21 protein-coding genes, 1 tRNA gene, 1 pseudogene and 1 riboswitch are annotated in these 20,959 nt (G+C 37.0%); of the genes and pseudogenes, 7 read left to right on the top strand and 16 right to left on the bottom strand.

What is annotated here, in order from left to right; all coding sequences use genetic code 11:
• Nucleotide 1: 1 nt before the first annotated feature.
• The gene (ribD, locus tag FD16_RS05390; RefSeq protein ID WP_010621808.1) at nucleotides 2-1,060 is read right to left on the bottom strand and encodes a bifunctional diaminohydroxyphosphoribosylaminopyrimidine deaminase/5-amino-6-(5-phosphoribosylamino)uracil reductase RibD; all 1,059 of its coding nucleotides are present in this window, start codon (nucleotides 1,058-1,060) and stop codon (nucleotides 2-4) included.
• A 121-nt stretch (nucleotides 1,061-1,181) separates the two neighbouring features.
• A riboswitch (FMN riboswitch) is annotated at nucleotides 1,182-1,314 on the bottom strand.
• 329 nt (nucleotides 1,315-1,643) lie between these two features.
• Between ribD and FD16_RS05385 the strand changes: the two genes are divergently transcribed.
• The 6 genes from FD16_RS05385 to FD16_RS05355 all read left to right on the top strand — a co-directional run bounded on the left by FD16_RS05385 (nucleotide 1,644) and on the right by FD16_RS05355 (nucleotide 7,912).
• On the top strand, nucleotides 1,644-1,877 hold the full coding sequence (locus FD16_RS05385; protein ID WP_010621807.1) for a DUF454 family protein: 234 nt from the start codon (nucleotides 1,644-1,646) through the stop codon (nucleotides 1,875-1,877).
• Between the two features lie 310 nt (nucleotides 1,878-2,187).
• Nucleotides 2,188-2,850: an EAL domain-containing protein gene (locus FD16_RS05380; RefSeq protein WP_010621806.1), complete on the top strand. Its 663-nt coding sequence runs from the start codon at nucleotides 2,188-2,190 to the stop codon at nucleotides 2,848-2,850.
• A gap of 24 nt (nucleotides 2,851-2,874) precedes the next feature.
• The gene (locus FD16_RS05375; protein ID WP_010621805.1) at nucleotides 2,875-4,002 is read left to right on the top strand and encodes a GGDEF domain-containing protein; all 1,128 of its coding nucleotides are present in this window, start codon (nucleotides 2,875-2,877) and stop codon (nucleotides 4,000-4,002) included.
• A 353-nt stretch (nucleotides 4,003-4,355) separates the two neighbouring features.
• The gene (locus tag FD16_RS05370) at nucleotides 4,356-5,501 is read left to right on the top strand and encodes a family 20 glycosylhydrolase (RefSeq protein ID WP_010621804.1); all 1,146 of its coding nucleotides are present in this window, start codon (nucleotides 4,356-4,358) and stop codon (nucleotides 5,499-5,501) included.
• Nucleotides 5,502-5,517: 16 nt separating this feature from the next.
• Nucleotides 5,518-6,729: a glycosyltransferase gene (locus tag FD16_RS05365; RefSeq protein WP_010621803.1), complete on the top strand. Its 1,212-nt coding sequence runs from the start codon at nucleotides 5,518-5,520 to the stop codon at nucleotides 6,727-6,729.
• 289 nt (nucleotides 6,730-7,018) lie between these two features.
• Complete coding sequence (locus FD16_RS05355; RefSeq protein WP_010621801.1) at nucleotides 7,019-7,912, top strand: polysaccharide deacetylase family protein; 894 nt, start codon at nucleotides 7,019-7,021, stop codon at nucleotides 7,910-7,912.
• Nucleotides 7,913-8,003: 91 nt separating this feature from the next.
• On the opposite strand, the gene FD16_RS05350 is transcribed toward FD16_RS05355, so the two are convergent.
• From FD16_RS05350 to FD16_RS13125, 9 genes and pseudogenes are all read right to left on the bottom strand, one after another.
• Entirely contained in the window at nucleotides 8,004-8,270 is a 267-nt protein-coding gene (locus tag FD16_RS05350; RefSeq protein ID WP_010621800.1) for a hypothetical protein, read from the bottom strand.
• 398 nt (nucleotides 8,271-8,668) lie between these two features.
• Nucleotides 8,669-8,899, bottom strand: coding sequence for a hypothetical protein (locus FD16_RS05345; protein ID WP_010621799.1), 231 nt, complete (start codon nucleotides 8,897-8,899; stop codon nucleotides 8,669-8,671).
• A gap of 170 nt (nucleotides 8,900-9,069) precedes the next feature.
• Nucleotides 9,070-9,141: transfer RNA gene (locus FD16_RS05340), tRNA-Arg, on the bottom strand.
• 61 nt (nucleotides 9,142-9,202) lie between these two features.
• Nucleotides 9,203-10,135 carry a LacI family DNA-binding transcriptional regulator gene (locus FD16_RS05335; RefSeq protein ID WP_010621798.1) on the bottom strand — a complete coding sequence of 311 codons (933 nt, stop codon included), beginning with the start codon at nucleotides 10,133-10,135 and terminating at the stop codon, nucleotides 9,203-9,205.
• A gap of 80 nt (nucleotides 10,136-10,215) precedes the next feature.
• On the bottom strand, nucleotides 10,216-11,541 hold the full coding sequence (locus tag FD16_RS05330) for a sugar porter family MFS transporter (protein ID WP_010621797.1): 1,326 nt from the start codon (nucleotides 11,539-11,541) through the stop codon (nucleotides 10,216-10,218).
• Nucleotides 11,542-11,777: 236 nt separating this feature from the next.
• Nucleotides 11,778-12,794 (bottom strand): aldose epimerase family protein, encoded by a 1,017-nt coding sequence (locus tag FD16_RS05325; RefSeq protein WP_010621796.1) that lies wholly within the window; start codon nucleotides 12,792-12,794, stop codon nucleotides 11,778-11,780.
• A 1-nt stretch (nucleotide 12,795) separates the two neighbouring features.
• Nucleotides 12,796-13,245: an NUDIX hydrolase gene (locus tag FD16_RS05320; RefSeq protein WP_010621795.1), complete on the bottom strand. Its 450-nt coding sequence runs from the start codon at nucleotides 13,243-13,245 to the stop codon at nucleotides 12,796-12,798.
• A gap of 73 nt (nucleotides 13,246-13,318) precedes the next feature.
• The gene (locus tag FD16_RS13295; RefSeq protein WP_338048825.1) at nucleotides 13,319-15,529 is read right to left on the bottom strand and encodes a tetratricopeptide repeat protein; all 2,211 of its coding nucleotides are present in this window, start codon (nucleotides 15,527-15,529) and stop codon (nucleotides 13,319-13,321) included.
• Between the two features lie 111 nt (nucleotides 15,530-15,640).
• A pseudogene (locus FD16_RS13125) lies at nucleotides 15,641-16,533 on the bottom strand (DUF5107 domain-containing protein); the annotation flags it as partial.
• A gap of 255 nt (nucleotides 16,534-16,788) precedes the next feature.
• Here FD16_RS13125 and FD16_RS05310 point away from each other — a divergent pair.
• Nucleotides 16,789-17,685 (top strand): helix-turn-helix domain-containing protein, encoded by an 897-nt coding sequence (locus FD16_RS05310; protein WP_010621794.1) that lies wholly within the window; start codon nucleotides 16,789-16,791, stop codon nucleotides 17,683-17,685.
• Nucleotides 17,686-17,866: 181 nt separating this feature from the next.
• Here the strand turns inward: FD16_RS05310 and FD16_RS05305 are convergent, their stop codons facing one another.
• The 6 genes from FD16_RS05305 to FD16_RS05280 all read right to left on the bottom strand — a co-directional run bounded on the left by FD16_RS05305 (nucleotide 17,867) and on the right by FD16_RS05280 (nucleotide 20,925).
• Nucleotides 17,867-18,229, bottom strand: coding sequence for a DUF1304 domain-containing protein (locus FD16_RS05305; protein ID WP_010621793.1), 363 nt, complete (start codon nucleotides 18,227-18,229; stop codon nucleotides 17,867-17,869).
• A 21-nt stretch (nucleotides 18,230-18,250) separates the two neighbouring features.
• On the bottom strand, nucleotides 18,251-18,577 hold the full coding sequence (locus FD16_RS05300; protein WP_010621792.1) for an ArsR/SmtB family transcription factor: 327 nt from the start codon (nucleotides 18,575-18,577) through the stop codon (nucleotides 18,251-18,253).
• A gap of 194 nt (nucleotides 18,578-18,771) precedes the next feature.
• Entirely contained in the window at nucleotides 18,772-19,062 is a 291-nt protein-coding gene (locus tag FD16_RS05295) for a hypothetical protein (protein WP_010621791.1), read from the bottom strand.
• Nucleotides 19,063-19,119: 57 nt separating this feature from the next.
• Nucleotides 19,120-19,608 carry a GNAT family N-acetyltransferase gene (locus tag FD16_RS05290; protein WP_010621790.1) on the bottom strand — a complete coding sequence of 163 codons (489 nt, stop codon included), beginning with the start codon at nucleotides 19,606-19,608 and terminating at the stop codon, nucleotides 19,120-19,122.
• A 46-nt stretch (nucleotides 19,609-19,654) separates the two neighbouring features.
• Nucleotides 19,655-20,389 (bottom strand): sulfite exporter TauE/SafE family protein, encoded by a 735-nt coding sequence (locus FD16_RS05285; protein WP_056938534.1) that lies wholly within the window; start codon nucleotides 20,387-20,389, stop codon nucleotides 19,655-19,657.
• Nucleotides 20,390-20,391: 2 nt separating this feature from the next.
• A complete protein-coding gene (locus tag FD16_RS05280) occupies nucleotides 20,392-20,925 on the bottom strand; it encodes a YbhB/YbcL family Raf kinase inhibitor-like protein (RefSeq protein ID WP_010621787.1) in 534 nt (177 codons plus the stop codon).
• Between the last annotated feature and the right edge of the window lie 34 nt (nucleotides 20,926-20,959).

The raw sequence follows: 20,959 nt of genomic DNA, 5'->3' as shown, positions 1-20,959 counted from the left end.
ATTAATTTCTCCTTGCCGTAATTTTAACGTCCGGACCTAGCTGAGCCACCTGTTGAATGTTCATCTTCAGCGGTTTATTCATACCAGCACCTTTGGCAACTGGTAACGCAGTGCCACCAAATACCTGACCACTTACATAACTAACAATCTGATCAACAATGCCACTGCACATAAATCGTGCCTGGACCTCACTGCCACCTTCTACCAGTAGTGACTGAATCCCTTCATCATGCATTAATTCAATTATTTGTTCGACGTGCCAGCTATCATCTGCAAACACTCTCACATTCTTAGGCATCTTTTTCTTGCTAATAGTTTTACTAAGAATCCAGATTGAGCCAGCTGTTGAAAATATTCTCAATCCCATATTAATTTGATTCACATCATTAACTAGCAAAATTTTAATCGGTGGAAATTCCATTATCTTTAAACGAACAGTTAATAACGGATCATCAACATCAAGTGTGTGTTCTCCAATCAAAATCGCTTGGTTATCCATTCTAAGACGCTGGCTATCATCGTGGACGGTCTCACCCGTCAATATTGATCTTTGTCCATGTTGAAAGTTAAGCTTGCCATCTAAACTCATGGCATATTTCAATGTGATAAATGGACGCTGGTTGTTATAAAAAAAGTTATAGGTCTGATTTATATATTGAGTACAGTTCAAATTTGTAATTTCAATGCCAGCCTGTTTTAAAATCTGTATTCCTTTACCTGCAACCAATGGATTTGGATCCAGTTGACCAACCACTACCCGCTTAATACCAACTTCTACTAGCTTTCTTGCACACGGTGGTGTTTTGCCGTAGTGACTGCAAGGCTCCAAACTCACGTAGATAGTTGCGCCTTTTGCCTGACTTAGTTGGTCTAGGTGACTTAATGCATTAATTTCGGCATGTTCTTTACCAAATTTATGATGATATCCTGTTGCAATCACCTGATTATTTTTGACAATTACAGCACCTACAAGTGGATTAGTCCAAGTATCATATTTACCCAACAATGCTAAATTAACGGCCATTTGCATATACTTTTGATCTTGTGTAATCTTACTCACCTCACTAAAAAAGACCCCGCAATTAAATGCGGGGCCCATTATTTGATAAGCTAAATAAGATTTCATACGGAATTTGCGTACTCAAAAAAAGAGTACACCAATGGTACGAAATGATATCGTATTTTTTCTTCTCCCATCCAGACTTTACTGTCGGCTCCAGACTCTCACTGGATCCACCGCTCAACGCGGGTCACGGACTTCAACATTATGTTGTCACCGTCGGTCGGGAATTACACCCTGCCCCGAAGAAATCTATTCAGTTTTCAAACTACATGCTACTATACTCAATTTAATAATTCAACAAATAATAAACACGCAGACTATGAGAACAACTCATTATCAGCGTGCTTGGTTGAGAATATTGGCTTTTCGACACTTGGGGGAGTCTAGCAAGCCAGGAGAACATGGATAAAGTATTCTTCTTTGAATACTGACATTATTTTACATACGTATTTACATATAATCAATGACCTAAGAACTTTTTTTGAAAAAATTAAACTAAAAACGATAGTTTAAGTAAGCGCTTTAACGTTGGAACTATATCGTGTTATAGCTATATTAGAATTATGGGAGATGATTTGTTGTGCCAACAATATTAATTCGTATTTTATGGACTATTGGAGCAATAGCTAGTTTAGGTCTGGGTATTGCTGGTTTGCTATTGCCCCTTGTTCCTGGTATTCCATTTATTGTTATCACCCTAATCTGTCTGGAAAGACTATCTCCCAAGTTTCGACATTGGCTAATCCATACAAAGATAATGCACTGGCTGAGACATAATAATCCTAAACTTGCAAAGTGGATAACTCATCAATAATATTGAAATGGCGTACCTTTACGGGGGCGCTTTTTAGATAGAATTATTTATCCAGTGGTTTCGATCTTATGTATAATTTCAGAAATCACAAAAATATAGAGAGAATTAAAATTTTACCTACCCTTGTTTTATAGCTCATTAATATGTAGTGTGTACGTATGAAATAGAATTATCGTTATGCATTGTGCTATGCAATGATTTAGTAACCCACTAAATTACAAAAGAATGTGTAATTTACGAGCCATACACGTAATTAAACTGTGTAGGACTTTTATTTCAAAAAACTAAGTCGAGGAAGATGATACCAACTATGCATACATTTTTTGGACAACCCAAATTTCATTCAAACCGTCTGGGACAAGGACCTATTGGATATGAACTTTTTTTAAGAGAATTTAAAGACGGTCTATGGCAATTACCAGAAGACTTTTCGAGAATAACCAGTGAAGAACTGGAAAAGCTACTCAACAGCACGATAGCTGATCTACCAGCTAATATTGAACTTTTATCTTTCAATCTGGAGCAAGATCAATTCATAAATCCGAATTATATTGATATGGTGCGTCGAGTTCAATCGAAAACTGATATCGATATTTATACTGAATTAACAGAACGAATAACACCTGGAGTCACTGAGAATCAGTTGTATGATGGTGCAAAAATGTTCCACGATCGAGGCCTGCTTGTTTGCATTGATGATGTGGGAACCGGAGAAAATAGCCCAGAATTAGTCAATTATCTGAATCCGTTCATCGATGAATATAAATTTGCATTTCAGGGATTTCGACCATTTGATGATATTAATAAAGTAACTTCTCAACTTGACTATTGGTACGATCTATCGAACGAAAACAATAAAATGCTTGCAATCGAAGGACTGGAAACTGCCCATGACATGGAAGTAATTGGTAAGGAATATCCCTGCTACGTTGTACAAGGATATTACACAGGTAAACCAGCAATAATGAAGTAATCAAGGAATTCCTGGAGGAATTTTATGTCACAGTGGATCGTTCAAAGTATTTTTACTTTCATAGTTATAATTGGTTTTGAGGCTGTTTACTTAGTAATTTGGCAAGTCGCTCATCCAAGTATTGATAGATATTCAAACATCAAAGTCCAAGCTGCTCGATGGGGTATGATCGTAACAATCCTATTAATGATCGCCTTATCCAGAATAATGGAATCCGTCTACCCTCAATTATTTTTGCTCAACATTACAACTGGCCTGCTAGCTGTCACTTTGCCATTACTAAATGTTGGTATGATTCTTTGGGAGTACCTAGCCAGAGTTTTTTGCATTGTCCTGTGGTGGCTAGTCAATATACCGGCGATATCAACTTCGTCGTTAATTGCCATTGTCGTCCTATTTGTTGCCATGTCACTTAACTGGCACTTGAAGGATAAACTCTCATTTAATTTTTTGCCCCGCTTAATGTTCTGTATTTACACCTGCATCGTTTTTTGGTTGACTTCCTCTGAAACGGTCGTGTCAGTCATGATTCAAGCAATGCTGATGTACTTCATTGATTGTGCCATTATTGGTATCCTCCTAATTAAGGTTGGTCAAGGTGTAATGCATGCACGAGAAACAGCAAAAGTGGCCAGTTTTGACACTTTAACTAATGCAAGAAGTTACGCTTTATACACGCACGATGTCACAGAACTTTTCAAAAATTGTAAAAATGAAGATAGTGAATTTACACTGGTAACGCTGGATGTTGATCATTTTAAGAGCATTAATGATACATATGGTCACTTAGCTGGGAACGAAGTATTAGTTGGTGTTGCCACTACCTTGCGTGATACGCTAAAACCCTATGATGCAGATAAATACCTTTATCGTACAGGTGGAGAAGAATTTAACATTATTTTCCCAAATATGAATCCAAAACAAGTTGCACCTATTATCAAACAATGCTGGCAAGACGTTCGAACCAAAATTTTTGAATACGATAAGTATAAAATTAACGTCACAATTTCAATGGGCATGTCTGCAATGCAACCGGCAGATGCAATATTAGATGACACATACAAGCGCGCGGATAGCTACCTCTATGATAGCAAAAATAGTGGCCGTGACCGAATCACTTCAGAAGGTCAGGTTATTCAGGCTAACAATTAAATTTCAACTAAAGATGTAAAAACAAAGTGCTTAACTTATTTGGTTTAGCGCTTTTTTACTGTATTCAATTAACCAATGTAATGTACAAAAATTTGATTGTCTTTTAATAAACAATTTGCCCATCACTACATTAATTATTACAGATAATGGTTATTTATAATATATATCAACGTATATCGAAATTTTATTAAGGAAATGATTATTTTATTAAAAAAGAATGTCTTTTATTTGATTTACTTGTTATTAAAAATTGATGAAGTATTATTTATCAGAATATATAAATAATTACTAATCCAAATTAGGTGTCTCTAATTACAAAACATCTATTTTTTTGAAGAGGTGAGTATACTTTGATGGGACACAAAAAGACTAAATTATTATCTGTCGTAATCATTTTTTTATTAACTTGTATCTGTATCAATACCATCGCAAAGGCATCAACGCAATCCGTAAATTTCAACGGTGTCACACTTGATGTTGCCCGCCAACATTACAGTACAGCAACGTTAAGACAGTTTATCGATATCATTCATCAAGATAATGGTCAATTTTTACAATTACATCTAACAGATTCAAACGATTTTGGCATAGAAAACAGTCTGGTGGGCCAGACAAAGTCTCGAGCACAATTTCATGATGGAACCTGGGAAAATAAGAAAACAAAACAAAAGTTTTATTCACTAAACCAAATGAATAATTTAGTGAATTATGCGAAAAAAAAGAATGTCACAATTATTCCCGAAGTTGACACACCTGCGCACGTTGGCGGATTAATAAAAGACATGCAGGCCGAAAATATGAATAAAACTGTGACTAACATTTCTTACAACAATTCATATTATGGACGGGAAATCAAATTGAACAGTACCGGAGCTAATTTCGTTATCCACCTGGATCAAATGGTTGCTAAACCGTTCATTAATCAAAATAACGCCAGATTTCACCTCGGTGGTGACGAATTTTCAAACAGCAATAAACCAAACTCTGCCTATGTTTACTACCTAAATACAACGAGCAAAGCAATTTCTAAAATGAATATGATTCCTGAAGCGTGGAATGATGGCTTTTTAAATTCTGAAGTTAATCAAATTAATAAAAATATTCACATTACGTACTGGAACTGGACTGGTGACGAGACTGGAAAAGCCGCAAACCAAAGACGTAAGAGCCGTGCATCACTGCCAACCTTACTCAAATCAGGATACAAGGTTTTAAATTACAACGACTACTATCTTTATTTCATACTAAATAAAACAAATTTAAAAACAAAAAACATCAAATATATGAGTAGTGACATGAAATCAAATTGGAATCCAAAAATGTGGAATAACGACAATACCAGTCATATTAAAAATATAACCAATATTGAAGGAAGCTCAGTTTCAATTTGGGGTGATCCGTCACATACATTCCCCCAAAAGCAGGTTTTGAATTCATCAACTAAGTTCATTAATACCTTTTTCAAAATCTGTAACGAGTTCACACAAAAAAATAATTAGAAAGGAACAAATTAATATGTTTATAATTAGCGATTTTGTTATTTTATATCCGTTGATTGTCTCCATTGTTTGGATCTGTGGATCAATCTTTTTTTCTATCATGCAACATCAAGAAAAAGTCTTGGGTAAAAACAATTTGAACACTTTTCCTCTAGTTTCTGTTTTAATTCCAGCACACAATGAAGAGAAAACTTTGCATGAAGTCGTAGAATCAGTTTTTAATTTAAAATATAAAAATATTGAATTAATACTCATAGATGATGGTAGTACCGATAAGACACTATCAATAATGAAGTCATTTCAAAGCATGTATAACTCACGCCTTAAAGTTAAAGTTGTACCAATAGTTGTGAATGGTGGCAAGGCCAATGCACTTAATCAAGGTTTACCTTATGCATCTGGAGAATTCTTGCTTTGTCTCGATTCTGACTCCTACATTGACGAAAACGCACTAAATAACATTATGCCATACTTTCAAAACAAAAAAGTTGGCGCGGTTGCTGGGCGCCCAGTTGTTCGAAATCGAACCACTCTGTTGGGACGATTGGAACTATTAGAATATATTGGCATTATCGACATTATAAAACGTGGACAAGCGTTTATTACTGGTCACATTACAACAGTTTCGGGCGTGATAGTTGCGTACAGAAAATCTGCCATTACAGACGTGAATAACTGGACAGTCGAAGCGCTGACCGAAGATATTGATATGACATGGAAACTGTATAGCAAGAAATGGAATGTTGTTTATTGTCCTCAAGCTGTTTCATGGATTCTAGTGCCGGAAAAAGTTCGCGACTTAATTCGTCAACGACGCCGTTGGGCTAGAGGTGGTCTCGAGGTCCTCATTAACAGACGTGACATGTTTATTAATGGCCGTCTGGCCGAACAATGGCTTCTCCTAGACATGGTATTAAGTAATGCTTGGGCGATCTGCTGCGTTTTTGCAGTACTAATGTACTTTTTCATTGTTATCTTTACTCACTCACTTATTCTAGATGGTGGTATTCTGTTTGTTTTAGTAATTTTAAGTATTACTCAGTTTATAATTGGCTTTTTTAGTTCCAAACGTCAGGGATATGTTGACGTACGAGATCTCCTTCTCCTGCCTCTTTATATCGTCTTCTACTGGGTTGTTAACTTAGTAAGTTGTACGAGTGCCTTGGCATCATTCTTCATCGATCCGTCGAGAAAAGGAACTTGGAGTAGTCCGGACCGAGGTGTGTAATTTATGGATAAAAATAAATTAGTAATACGAAAAAAGTCGTCTCTTTTTAACCGTACAAAACGTGCAGTTTTTCTACTTTTTCTTTGGGCAATCACAATCTATATTATCGCTATCAACATTTGTTTTCTTTTCAATATTTATTCCGATGGATTAGTAACTAACTACCTACTTTTTAATCTTTCTCTTTCAATTTATAAAACACTAGGAACTGTAATTATCGTAATTGCCATCATAGTTTCACTATACGGAACAATCAAAATCAATAAACTAAAACGTGAGGTCAAGAATCATGACGAAAACAACACGTAAATGGATTCTAGGTATTTTTATAGTTTTTCTACTATCCGCTCTGTCATTTGAAGTTCACAAACAAGTGAAATTTGAACTTGGTAATCGTGAAAGTTATGCCCTATCAAAAAAAGACGAGCAAACAAAAAATGGTATTATTGTTTTCTGCTATCACAGAGTTTTGAATAACAACTCAACCGTCAAAACTGTCGAAAAACTTAGTCCAAACAACCAACTACATGTTTATAACGTCAATTTATCAACTTTCAAAAATCAAATGAACTTTCTTCAAAAGCATCACATAAAAGTAATCTCAACAACTCAGATGGCATCAATGCTTCAAAAACATCGTGAGGTTCGTGGAAAATATGTGGTGATTACATTTGATGATGTCGATAGAACTCTGGCTGAAAATGCTGCCCCAGTTTTAGAAAAACACCATTATCCATTCACAGCTTCCATTATCACAGGTAACACTGGCCGTTATCGTGAGGGTGAACAGTTAGCAACTTGGCCACAAATCATAAAAATGAAAAAGCAGGCAGGAAATCTCCTTGAGCTGGGAGTTCATACCAACAATATGCATTATTTAACGCCAAATGGAACTGCCGTCTTTAATATTCCAAAAAACTTTTCAAGATTCAAAAAAGATTTTAAAACTAGTGAGTTAGTTATGAAAAAGGAATCTGGTTCAAAAACTCCCATTTTTACTTACCCATACGGAAGCGGAGATCCGCAGGTAGAAAAGTTTCTAACTGATCAACCAATTTTAAAAGTCATATACACACTTAATAATGGCATTGTTACCTCAAGAGAGAACTTATCATTAACTCCTCGAGTAATAATCAACCACAACAGTTGGCCCAGTGTTTCAAAGTGGCTATCTACCAAATGAAAATAATAGGTCATCAGACGCTTTCAACAAGCATTTGATGACCTATTTTTATTATTATTTTAAGACATCTAATTGTGCAAACAAAATTTTTTTATGCGAACTCTGTTTCTTCTGCTTCGTCCAATAACCAGTCGTTATCAAGTAATTGATGATAGTTCTTGCCAACTGGCACCCATAATCTTTCTTGAGATACATTTCGAATTGACTCCCAGAATAGTGGATCCGTTAATTCTTCTTTTGATAGTCTGATTTTAATTAAGCTGCCGTATTCGCTTCTAGCGATAACGAATGGATAGAACACTTTAACAATCTGTGCGTTCATAATATTTTTGATTTTCTTATCTGAGTCTAGTAACATATGGCTTCACACTCCTTTAATTAACCATGCATTAATCATACAAAACGAATGTCTTCAGAAATGGAAGTTGAATTGAACTAATAATGATTATTTCTTTTAGTTTATCTAAAGAAATTTTTGACACACTTTAACTGCTTTAAATACTAAATTCTTACTTAATACATTCTTAATATGTTCATATATCACCGATAAAATCAGTTATAGCAAATAAGAGGTGATAAATGGTGAACAGGAAAAGAAAGGTTAAAGTAAGGCAATCTCTTAAAGATACATTTCTGATTATTTTATTTTGGGCGAGCAGTATCGTGATTATCGGTGTCGTATTGATTCTGGCATGAAATAACCGATAACTAAATACATATTAAAAAAGAGTCCTCATTTGAGAACCCTCTAATGAATTATTTTTCTTCGTAACTGTTAAGACGATCCAGAGCAATCTTTGCGTGGCTTTGAATAGTTTCTAGTTGACGCTTAACGGACGCTAATTGAATATCGGTTAGCAGGTCCAACTCCAGGTTACCCCAATCAGTTCCAAACTTTCCAGAGACCATTTCGTCTGCCGTATACTGAGTAAAATTGGTAATTTTATTGAACGTCTCATTATTAATCTTCGCATCTGTGTTTGCCATTTCTATTCACCTGTATCCTTCTTGACCAACCACCGAATCAACGATTAAGCGTTTACTACATTTTTATTATACAAGTCTTTGTGGATGCTGCAAAATAAAATATTCGGATATAAAGGGGGATTTTTATATCATTACTACTAATTACTAAAAATCATTTAGCAAACATTATATGCGTCCCCCGAGAGTCGAACTCGGATCATGAGGACCGAAATCTCATGTGCTATCCATTACACTAAGGACGCTGTTCTAGAAAAAACGCTTTTCTTACCTACAGTGTAGCAGTATTATCAGTAAATGTTCGAATTAATTATTATTTTTTGTCGATAATCTTGGAGAAATCAATATTTTCCTAAAATACTTTGAATTGCCTGTCAAACGGTCATATACATTTTCAAAGGCTAACCTACCAAGCTCTGTTGGATCCACCCAAATAGAGTGCAGACTCTGATACGCCATTTGTTCAAGTGGCGAAACGTTGATACTAAATACGCAAAAGCTATTATTTAAGTGACATTTTGTAATTTCACGCATAACTTTCAATGCCATAACACTGTTAGGAACGAATAATCCTGTTAATTTGCGATTAAGACTAAGATTTTTAAAGTTTGGCAAATTATGATAATCCATGTTTGTATGAATGACATCACTGTCAAAACATACACTATCTTGGTTTAGATAATTGATAAATTGTGTCTCCATTGCTCCATCCGAATCTGTTGAAATCATGGTAATCCGTTGTTGAATTTTTCTATCTTGCATCCCCCTAACCATCATTTCCACAACACTATCCAAGTTAATTTCAACACTACCAATATTCGAAGGCGTTCCATTTAAATTAACAAATACAACATTTGAAAATTTACGTGTAATTTCAGTAGCATTTAACATTAGCGAACCGCCAATAATAATGACAGCATCGATGCCGATATAATTTTTGAGATGCAAAATATTATCAAGACTAACTTCAAAATTATTAACATGTTTATCAACACATAGATCATTAATTTCTTTAGCGATTGACATGTTATAACTGCTTAAATTGTCATATTTTGCATTGACCGTCGCAATGCAGTATCTCGTGTGCTTTTTGTGATAGCTTAATTTAGACGCCCAATTTTCTACCTTATTTCTGGTTCTGTTATTTACAGATAGTGTTGGATCATCGTTCAGCACACGAGATACTGTGGCAACCGAAACACCTGCAGCCTTTGCTACATCGCTCAATTTAGTGACCATCACCAACACCACCCTAAATTAATTAAATAAAAATACGAGTCCTATTTACCGAACTCGTATCGAAAACATAAAAACTAAGCTTACTGTTTTGCACGTTGTTGCCAATAAAGTTCGATTTCTTCAAGTGACTTGCCTTTTGTTTCTGGCAACAATTTCCAAACAAAGACGGCTGAAATTAACGTTACTGCGACATACAACATAAACGTCCATCCTTCACCAATACTTTGAGTCAAAATTGGGAAAGTATAACTCAACGTAAAATCACTTAACCAAAGAACAACGGTACAAATCGACATTGCACGACCACGAATTCTTGAAGGAAAGATTTCTGAAATAATAATCCATGTGACCGGTGCAAGAGAAATGGCATATGATGCAATGGCCAGCAAAATAAATGTTAGTGTCAAAGCTGCAGATGCATGAACAAAGAAGCATATTGCTACGACTAACAAGCACATTGACATTGCAAATGATCCCCAGCCAAGAAGCTTTTTACGACCAATTCGATCAACTAATCCTAATGCGGCGATCGTAATGACCATGTTGATCACACCAATTGAAACTGTTGACCAAAAGGCACCACTTTGTCCAAACCCTGCACCCTTAAAGATTTCTGGTGCATAATACATAATCGCGTTACTACCTGAGAATTGCTGGAACAGAGCCAAACAAACACCAATCAAAACAACCGGCAGCCAAGTCTTATTGAACAAATCCTTGAAGTGGGTATCATCCACAACCTCTTCGGATTTTTTAATCTCATTTAACTGAGCTTGCGCATCTTCATCGTTTGCTTCAACCTTCTTTAAAATGGCAAGTGCGGCTTCTGGCTTTCCATGTTGGTGCAACCACCGTGGACTTTCCCCGGCTGGAATTAATGCCAGTACAAACAATACAGATGGGACAACACCGACACCCATCATCCAACGCCAACCAACGTTCACATTCCATGATTGTGCGGACCCAGATGCGATCGCTGCATTAATAAAATACACAACAAAGATCCCAATCGTGATCGCTAGTTGGTTAACTGACACGAGTTTGCCACGAACTTCGGAAGGAGCCATTTCAGCAATGTATAATGGCGTGATAAGAGATGTCAGCCCAATTCCGATCCCCGCAAGCATTCTCCAAACAACTAATGTAATATAACTACCAGCTAAAGCTGCGCCCAAAGATGAGCAGGCAAAAATCACAGCAGACAGTAATAGTATTTTCTTACGTCCAAATAAATCACTGAGCACACCAGCAATTGAGACACCAATAGCGCATCCAATTAAAATACATGATGTCACCCAACCAACTGCCACACTGTCCAAAGCAAATTTAATTTGTAAAAAGCCAATGGCACCAGAAATAACGGCTGTGTCGTAACCAAATAACAGTCCCCTAGCGCTGCCGCACAAGAAATTAAGATAACGTACGGAGTAAGTCGTTTCTTGTTATCCATTTTCCGTTCCTCCATTCAATATTTGACACATCATTTATCGAGATGTAAATCATATGTTGATCAACCTCATCTACAATTCTATTATGAAAGCGGATTCATAAAAATGTAATAACCCACTCTAAAGATGGACAATTGCGAATTTATATAAACCGATTTTATAATTAGAATGATTAGATTATCATTGAAAGTTATTTAGAATACGAACTGCCAGGAAGTCCAAGTATTGAACTTTTCGTTTGGTAATAAGGTAATCGCCGACAAATCGTGACCAGTTACTGGTGGAAACTGAGCTTCCAACGTCACACCGTCATACTGACCAATGTTAGATGTGATGCCTGTGTTATTAAAGTGATTGCCGGTATACACGACAATGCAGGGAGACTTGGTGGCCATTTTCATTGTTACTAAATTATCACTTGCTGTAAGTTGGGCAGCCATTTCATTGCCATTTAGCATAAACGGATGATTCAAGCCTTTTTCTGCAAGTATTTGTGGATCAGTAGACCTTAGTGCCGCCCCAATTTTTTTTGCTTGGCGAAAATCAAACGGTGTCTCATTAACCGAGTATCTTCCCGTGAAGGGCAGGCTTTCTTTGTCCAAAGGCAAGTAATAGTCACTGTCGAGTTTCAATTTCGTATCAGCCACAGAACGATTTTGACCATCAAGTCGAAAATAAACATGGTTAGTCGGATTGAAAATTGTTACGTCGTCCGCTATGGCATTAATTTCGTAGAGAATGCGATTATCATTATCCAGTGTGTACTTGACAGTCATTAATAAATTACCAGGATATGCATTTGACTGATCTGCATCGAACAAACTAAATATAGCCTGCACTGAGTCATTGCGAATCACTGTTTTAAAACTGTAGACTTCGGTATCTAAACCAGTACCACCATGAATATGATTCTTACCATCATTTTGTGGCAAATGAACGATTTTCGGACCGGACTGCCATAGTCCGTCCCTCACTCGACCAACAATTCTACCAATGGTGCCACCCAAAAAATTGCGTTCCTTAGAGTAATCCGCCGGTTGATCAAGTGACATAATGACATTTCGTAGGCCGTTACTTGTCGGTACTAGCACTTTTTCCAGAGTTGCACCGTAATTTAGTAAATCAACCTTCATCCCGTTATCATTGCTCAGTTCAATTTCACAATAATCATGTTCATCTTTGTATGCGTACTTGTTAACTTGAATGTTCATATCAAAGACTTCCTTTCAAAACATTAAACATTTCTTCATGCTGTTCGTTAAAAAAATGTGGTGGAGAATTCAACGAAAAATACTTTAAATTACTAGTTTCATTAGTACGATGATCCAGCAATTTTCCTCCAACATATTTCACAAGATAAAAACAATTAATCGGTTGAACTTGATCACCATTTGGATACTCGTATTCAAATGAATCTGAAAGCTTTAATAATTTAACTGGAACAACGCTTAATCCTGAGTCTTCTTTGAATTCTCGGACAACTGCTTGTTTATATGACTCGCCATATTCAAGGTAGCCACCCGGAAAGCCCCAATCACCCGTATCTGTTCGCTCTTGAAGCAAAACCTCATTCTTGTCATTTAACAAACCACCAGATGCTGAATTAAAAATTAATGGTCTATGTCCAACTAAGGATCTAAGCGAAGAAATATAACTTGCCATAACCAATGCCCCCTCAAAGGCAAAAAGAGAGCAGATCCTTAGCTTAAGCTAAGCAACACACTCTCTCATAGCCTTATTTTACTTCTGGTTTTTCAAAATTTTGGTGACGTAATACACCCTGATGATGATTTGTTAAACTCAAGGCTTTATCAAACAGTTCCTTTGCCTTATCTAAATGACCCAATCCTAAGTGGCCTAGAGCCATCAGATAGTAACAGTGCACGGAATTACGATCTTGGTAGTCTTCGTCAAATAACAATGCATCTGGTAATGACACCGCAAAGTAATCCATCTTAAATTTGTCAAATAGATGATGTTCACCAAAGCTGATCAGTTTGTAATAACGACCCTTTGCTAGATCCGCACGATCCAGTTGTTCTAAAGCGAGACCCTGATAAAAGATTGTATCAGCAGGTTGATCGTTGTAATACATCATATCTGTCGGTTCATTCAAGCCCTCTGTTGCCTTCTTGAAGTGTTTAATGGCGGTCTGCTCATCACCAGAGCCACGGTATGCTAACCCTAGATAGTAATCAATAATATTATCAACAGCAATTGGTAATTTACCTTCGCCAATACTCCGAGGATAAGTTAACGCCGTTGTTAATTTATCAATTGCATCAGAGAAATTAGCTGCCTTAATATCTTGCTTGGAAAGTTCAACCAATGCATATTCGTACTGCGTGCTGACCTTTCCTTCGCCGCCTTCCCAAGGATGGAAGGTATGATCCATAATCAAATCATAAGCTTGTTGATACCCACCAGTTTCATTCAGCAATGTGACGAGTGAAATATAACTATCATCCCGTTGAGAAACAAGATCGAAATGATCTTGCAGGAATTTAAGACGTTCCGCAAGTGGCTTGTTCAGCTTCTCATACAGCGTATCTATTTCAAAAATTAGACGACTATTATTTGAATCAAGTTGAACAGCTTTACTTAGTTGTTCCAACGCTCTTTGTGGTTCGTGTTGACGATTGTAATATGCAATCGATAAATTACGGTGTGCCATTGCATAGTCAGAATTTAATTGCGTACATTCTTCCCATAGCTTAGTGGCACGATCATAAACTTTACGGTCATAGTACAAATTACCCAAGTAATAGTTGGCTAAGCCGTCGGTTGGATAATCATCAATGATGTAATTTAGCACAACAACATCAAATAGTCGGTTAGGAAAGACATAATCGGGTGATGCTGCCGCCCCTGCGTTAGCAAATTGATCGGCTGAATCCTTCTGACCCATTTTAGCTAATAAATATGATTCATAGTAATCCTTCAGCGGATCGTCTGCGGTATACATTTTAATAATATCCACGGCTTCTCCAAATTCACCGCTCTTGATATACAATTCCGCTAAATCCAAATGGTTATTTAATTTACCATTTAGTGCAATGCTTAAATCATTTTGATTGGCTACAGTGTTATCTAACTGACATTTTTCATAACGAATGCCAATATCTAATGGATCAATCTTTTGGCTTTCTTCAACTAGTTTCGTTGCATCTGCTAACCGATTCAAGCGCCGCAACAAATTGATCTTTAGCGTCCGAATAGTCATATCATGATAGTTAGTGACTAGGGCTTTGTCTAACAAATTAATTGCCTTATCTAAATGATTATTTTGACTATCGATTTCAGCTAATGCTAAATATCCAACTGACTGAGTTTCGTATGACCAAGTTGCTTTGTAAAAATGATCATAAGCTGCAACCGTTTTTCCTTGCATCAGTAGGCTTAATCCTAAATGGTAATGTGCTGCACCGTAGAAAGGATTTGTATTATGCTGCGTTTCCCTTGCAACAGCTTTTTCAAAGTATTGTTGACTTTCAGCAAATAACCCTCGTCGGTAGAGCAGCAATCCATAGGCGTCATTGATACGATCATCACCAGCATCACGTTTGAGGCCCTCAAGGTAATAATCATCCGGGCGATACGTTGCATGCCTGTACTGTTCCAAATGTTGCCCTGCAAAATACAATTCATCATTTGTTTTAACCTCTGTCGGTGCCGGAATTGCGCTAGCAGCATCAGGAATTGGCTTGATATCGTCTTTATCTGGTTGATATTCGACAAGCGTAACACCTTGTTGATCCTTAATAACCACCTTCAAATTGCTACCAAAGTTTGCTATCTGATACTCATGTTCAAATGTTTGCTCAGGGCTAAGTGATACCGTTTCATCCGCAAATAACTCATCGTTCTGATAAACCAAAACATGTGCATCAGGGAAATTGGAAGTGACATATGCTCTTATCTTCACGCCATTATCAGACTGCTCCATGTTAACCGCAGCGTTGATAGTTGCATTCTTAACCGCACCAACATTTTTGTATGGCATGAAATATTCTGTTGATGACTTCTCCTCGTGGGGTTTTAACCATGTGAAATCAGGTTGATTATCCGTGAACGTGCCAACCATTAATTCAATATATGGCCCGTCACTATCCGTGAGCTGATTGTCCCATGATTTACCAAAATCACCGTTGCCCCACGTCCATTGCTTCTTTCCAGGTGACGTATGATGATCAGCGACATGCAGTAAGCCAGCCTGCTTTTGATGGTCATAATTACCGAGGAAGTCATAATTTGAATGAGCGGCCATGTATGAAGTTGGTACCGGTACATTCTTATATCGTGAAATATCGACACCTGCTGAGTAATCGACCTTGTAGTATTCGCCGGTGGCAATCGGAAAAGTTGAAACGGCTCGTTTACCATGGTCAAACACAGCATTTACATCAGGTGGAAAAATTGACTGAGTATTATCGTTAACGGGCACCGCTGGATTAGCCCACCACAAAATGTTTGTGGTAAATCAGTCGGATTGCTGAAATGTTCATCCATCTTCAGATAAGCTTTGTCAGGAAACATCGTAAAACCAACCAACACTTTAGTACCGTACATTCGATCAATATCACTCACCAACAGAGTTTTTGATCCATCACTATTTTCCTTTAGTTCATACTCAATTGGTAAGAAAGTGTCAGGTCGGTGATGTTGTGGCCAGTTAAATTCAATTCCTCCTGAAATCCACGATCCTGTGAGGCCCACCAGTGCTGGTTTAATAACATGATTGTAGTATACAAAATCATAATTATTCGTCTTATCCAGGGCACGATATATGCGACCGCCTAATTCTGGCAGGAATGTGATCTGTACATATTTATTTTCAAGAATCACGGCCTTATATTCACGATCTACCTTTTTCTCGGATATTTTTTCAGTGACCGGAAATGGATAAACTTTACCGCTACTCCCCTGATAAACTCTTTTTTCAAGAAACATCGGATTTTTTTCCGGCTTACTTGTTAGATACGTCGGTAGTGTAATTGTAGTTTCTTTAAGCAAAACGTCTGATTCTTCATTACTCATCACTATCGTTCCTTTCCTAATTACTACTATAACATTAATATAGTAAGCGCTTACTTTAAATGCAAATTCTTTTCCTAAAGATGGATTATTCGCTACTAGCTTATTGAATAATATTGGATTACAATAGTTTCAATCAGTCGGACACTTAACATTGGAGGAGAAACAACCATGAGACGCTTGGAGGATTTTGACAACGAATACCTATTTGTTTTGCCAGAAGACACACTAAAAGAATACGCTTCATCCCCAATTGTAACGAATTTATACGTCACGGATTTAGGCTTTTTCCCCAACGCAGAAGATCACTACGTCTCGCGAATTAATGGTGCACCAAGCTGGATTATTATTTTCTGTACAAACGGATCAGGTACCGTAGAAGTAAATGGACACAAATACGCAATGCACCAAAATTCTCTAATTATTTTGCCTCCTGGTATCAAACATGTTTACTATGCATCTCAAGGAGACCCTTGGGATATTTATTGGGTTCACTTTCGTGGCAAAATTGCCACTGATTTCATGTGTGTGCTTCGTGAGTCTGCCTTTTATATAGACGAGTTGCCCGAAGCAAATGCCAAGGATCTAATGGGAAAATTCTGGACAATGATTCAAACTTTCATTCCTGGCTTTTCATATGCCAGAGTAATTTATGTATCGCAGATGGTTGGCGCTGCGTTAGCTAGTCTTTCCGTCATTGATTCATCTGATGAAGAAGATAATACAACTGGCAGTAGCTACGTTGATTCAGCGATTAATTACATTTATAAACATATCAGTGAACCAATCAAGCTGCCCGAACTTGCAGATCAACTCGATATTTCCACAAGCTACCTAAGCCGTTCCTTTCATGCGACCGTTGGAACTAGTGTCAATCAGTTCATCACGACAACCAAAATGGCTCGAGCCAGCCACTATCTTCAATACACAAATGTACCAATTCAACAAATTGCTGCCCGTTTAGGTTACACGGACAGTTATTACTTTTCACGCGTGTTTAAAAAAAACTTTCACGTGGCCCCACGCAACTTCAGAAACCAACCCAATAATGATGAAATTGACAAATGATTCTATGTAAAGGTTAGGACAATATTCCTGATGATCTTTAATGTTTCAGTTTATCTAACCTGAACGTTCAATAAACAGCTACTCACGACACAAAAGACTCACAAGATTAAAATTCTGAATTTTAGTCTTGTGAGTCTTTTGTTCTGGGAGCAAAACGCCGTATTCTCACTTTATTGTCGGATTATAAAATTAGTGACAATAACGCAATCAAACCTGGTAATGCCTGAATCAAGAATATCTTTCTTGTTGCCGTTAAGCCACCATATATTCCAACAACTAAAACAAATCCCGCTAACAGTTCGGACACAGCGATTGAAGCAGCACCATTTACCATGACAAGAGACAATAAAATCACAATACCTAAGACCCCATTGTAGATCCCCTGATTTTTTAAAGCTGTCTGGGCCTCTGGTTGCTTGACAAATTCCAATGGCATATCAAAACTATTAGCCTGTGTTTCAGGCTTACTAAACATTTCGAGGCACATGATTGCAATATGCAATACCCCTAAAATAATCATCATAATTGTTGCAAATAAATTCATCTATACTCCCCCTAGCACCTATTATTCAACATGCGGATATTGATGTGGCTCACCCTTAATTTCGTGTGCCACGTGCCCAAGCATGGCATTTACCATTTCTAAGATATGAGGATCGTCTAAACAATAATAGACATGTTGGCCACGTTTGTTTTTTGTTACGAGTTGATACTTGAACAAGATTGACAACTGATGCGAAACTAACGGTTGATCCAGTTCCAAGTTATCAACAATTGTGGTAACATCTGCCTCATGATTTTCCAAAAAATATAATATTTTAATGCGGTTAACGTTGCTTAGAACTTTGTAAATTTTAACAGCCTCTTCCAAAATCGCATTATTGACTTCCATCACGCTTCCCCCACTTTAAAACTTACATCAACTTTTGATATTATCGATATTATTCATCTATAATGTAGCACATTTCATTGTGCGATTCACTTAACTGTAATTTGAAAATTATCATCGGATAAATTAGTTTCTACTTAATTTAAATAAAGCTAGTCTGTGAGAAATGCTTTCGCATATTCAAGACTAGCTTTATTTTATTTTTTCAAACTATTTAAGTCTGCCGGTCGCTCAATTCCTGGAAATAGATCAAACACATCTTCCTGATTAGCAGATGCCACAATTAATGCCGCATACTCATCATCGGTCAATTGACGACCCAAATTCTTAACGATCACATCCATTTCATCGATGTTAAGAACCTTATCCAAGTCGTGAAGTTCAACAACTGCTTGGTTAAATTCCTCGGAATCTTGTTTTGTAGTTGTAATTCTTTCTTTTAGGTCCGCTAACTTTGCTTTTACTTCTTCTACCGTCATTTTAGCCACAGCAATCCACTCCATTTAAATTAGTATTCATATTATAACAATCTCAGTGTTAACTTGCTAAAGTTGTTTTAAGTAGATCCTCGAATCACGATCCGGAAACTGATATGATACGGGTAGTTTTTCCCGTGAAATTAGTTTAAATCCGTGTTTTTCATAGAAAAAATGAGAGCGGTGTTCATTTTCAGGAGTATCTAATACAATTTCTCGAAAATTTTGATTTTTAGCAAATTGAATTAGCAGTTCAAACAATTGAACCCCTAATCGATGTGGATTGCCCCGATAATCTGGGTATGTAAAAAACTTTTTTAAAACCGCATAATGATTATCAATTGGAAGTAGTGCAATGGATCCCACAACCTGTTCATCATCAGTTGCCAACCAAAATTGACCACCCCGTCTTTGGTAGTAATCTTTAATTTGGAAAATATCATCTTGTTCGGCCATTTTAATGTTTAAACCTGCTTCTATGTTTTGACAGTAATTAATCAGATCGACTAATTGAGCAGTATGCTTTGGCGTGTTTTCAAATGGTTCAATTTTAATCATGTTTGCTCCACCACGTATCTATTGGATTAAATGTAACTAGATAATGTTAAATTATAGTTTTAATGCCCATTAACATCAATAGCACACCCATAAACGGCTTCAACCACTTATTATTTTTGCTATGGCTCAATCGGTCCATCAGTCTTGGTGCCAATAGTGCTCCAATCAGTGCTCCAACCATCAATCCCCAGCCAATTGACCAATCAACTTGACCACTACCCAAATGAAAAATAATCCCGACAAGTGTCATGCCAACTAGCACGTATGAAGAGGTTGCCGCAGCGTCAAACATATCCAGTCCCATCAATAGTAACCCGGCGACGATTGGTCCGCCTCCACTAAGTCCGGCGATACCGACCATCAACCCACTCAAAACGCCAAAACCTGATGCCTTTAAACGGTTGGGTTGATTAGTTTCCTTTTTATTACGTTGAACAAAGATTTGAATGCCTAAAATAATTAGGATCAAGCCAATTAACCATTTATAGAAGTTATTTGGAATATGGGGTGCTAAAAATGAACCAACCACAACCGCTGGTAATGCCGCAATTAACATTTGATTAGCTATTTTAAAATTAATTTTTTTAGAGTGAAAGTATGACAGTGAACCAACTACTAAAGATGGAAATGCGGTCATCAACGATGTCGAGGCTGCCACTGCTGGCGAGACATGAAATAGGGCAGTCAGTACCCCAAGATAAATTGCGGCTCCTCCACCACCCATTGAAATAGTGAACATACCAACAACAAATCCGATTACAATTAAACTAACAATTGTCATTACTAAAACTTCCTTTCATATTTCAAATTTATCGAAGCTTGGTCAATTAGTAGATCATCCAACTCACCCATTAAATCTCCTAAATTAAATTTTTCCTGAAGACTAGTTGGACCACTCAATGCGTATACGGTAAGCCGATACCGATGAATTCCGTTTCTCGGTCGTGGGCCAGCGTAATGTTGTTCATACCAACCTCGATCTTTTCTGAATCGCCAGAGCGGATCACGAAGATAGTTCAGTATTGAATGTAAACTATTCAGCCCCTGGGGAAATTGATCAGATGCACTAATATTTTCAGGTATTACGATGTTTGCACCTTCAACGGGTACGTTCACCATTACCCAGTGAATCCAAGCAAAGCCGATAAAAGGCACTGTATCGTAATCGATTAGTGTCACTGCCAAAAATTTGCTGTCATGCGGTAAGCCATGAACCTGAAATGGAAATGATAAATAATTAGACCGATGTCGATATGTTTCATTGCTACCGTATTTATCGGGTATAATATTATTATGAAAATTTGTGATAATATCCATCTACTGAAATCCTTTATTTTTATTTACAATTTGT

It is taken from the genome of Paucilactobacillus suebicus DSM 5007 = KCTC 3549 (assembly GCF_001434475.1).
Taxonomy (GTDB): Bacteria; Bacillota; Bacilli; order Lactobacillales; family Lactobacillaceae; genus Paucilactobacillus; species Paucilactobacillus suebicus.
This window is presented reverse-complemented; position numbering and strand designations above follow the sequence as displayed.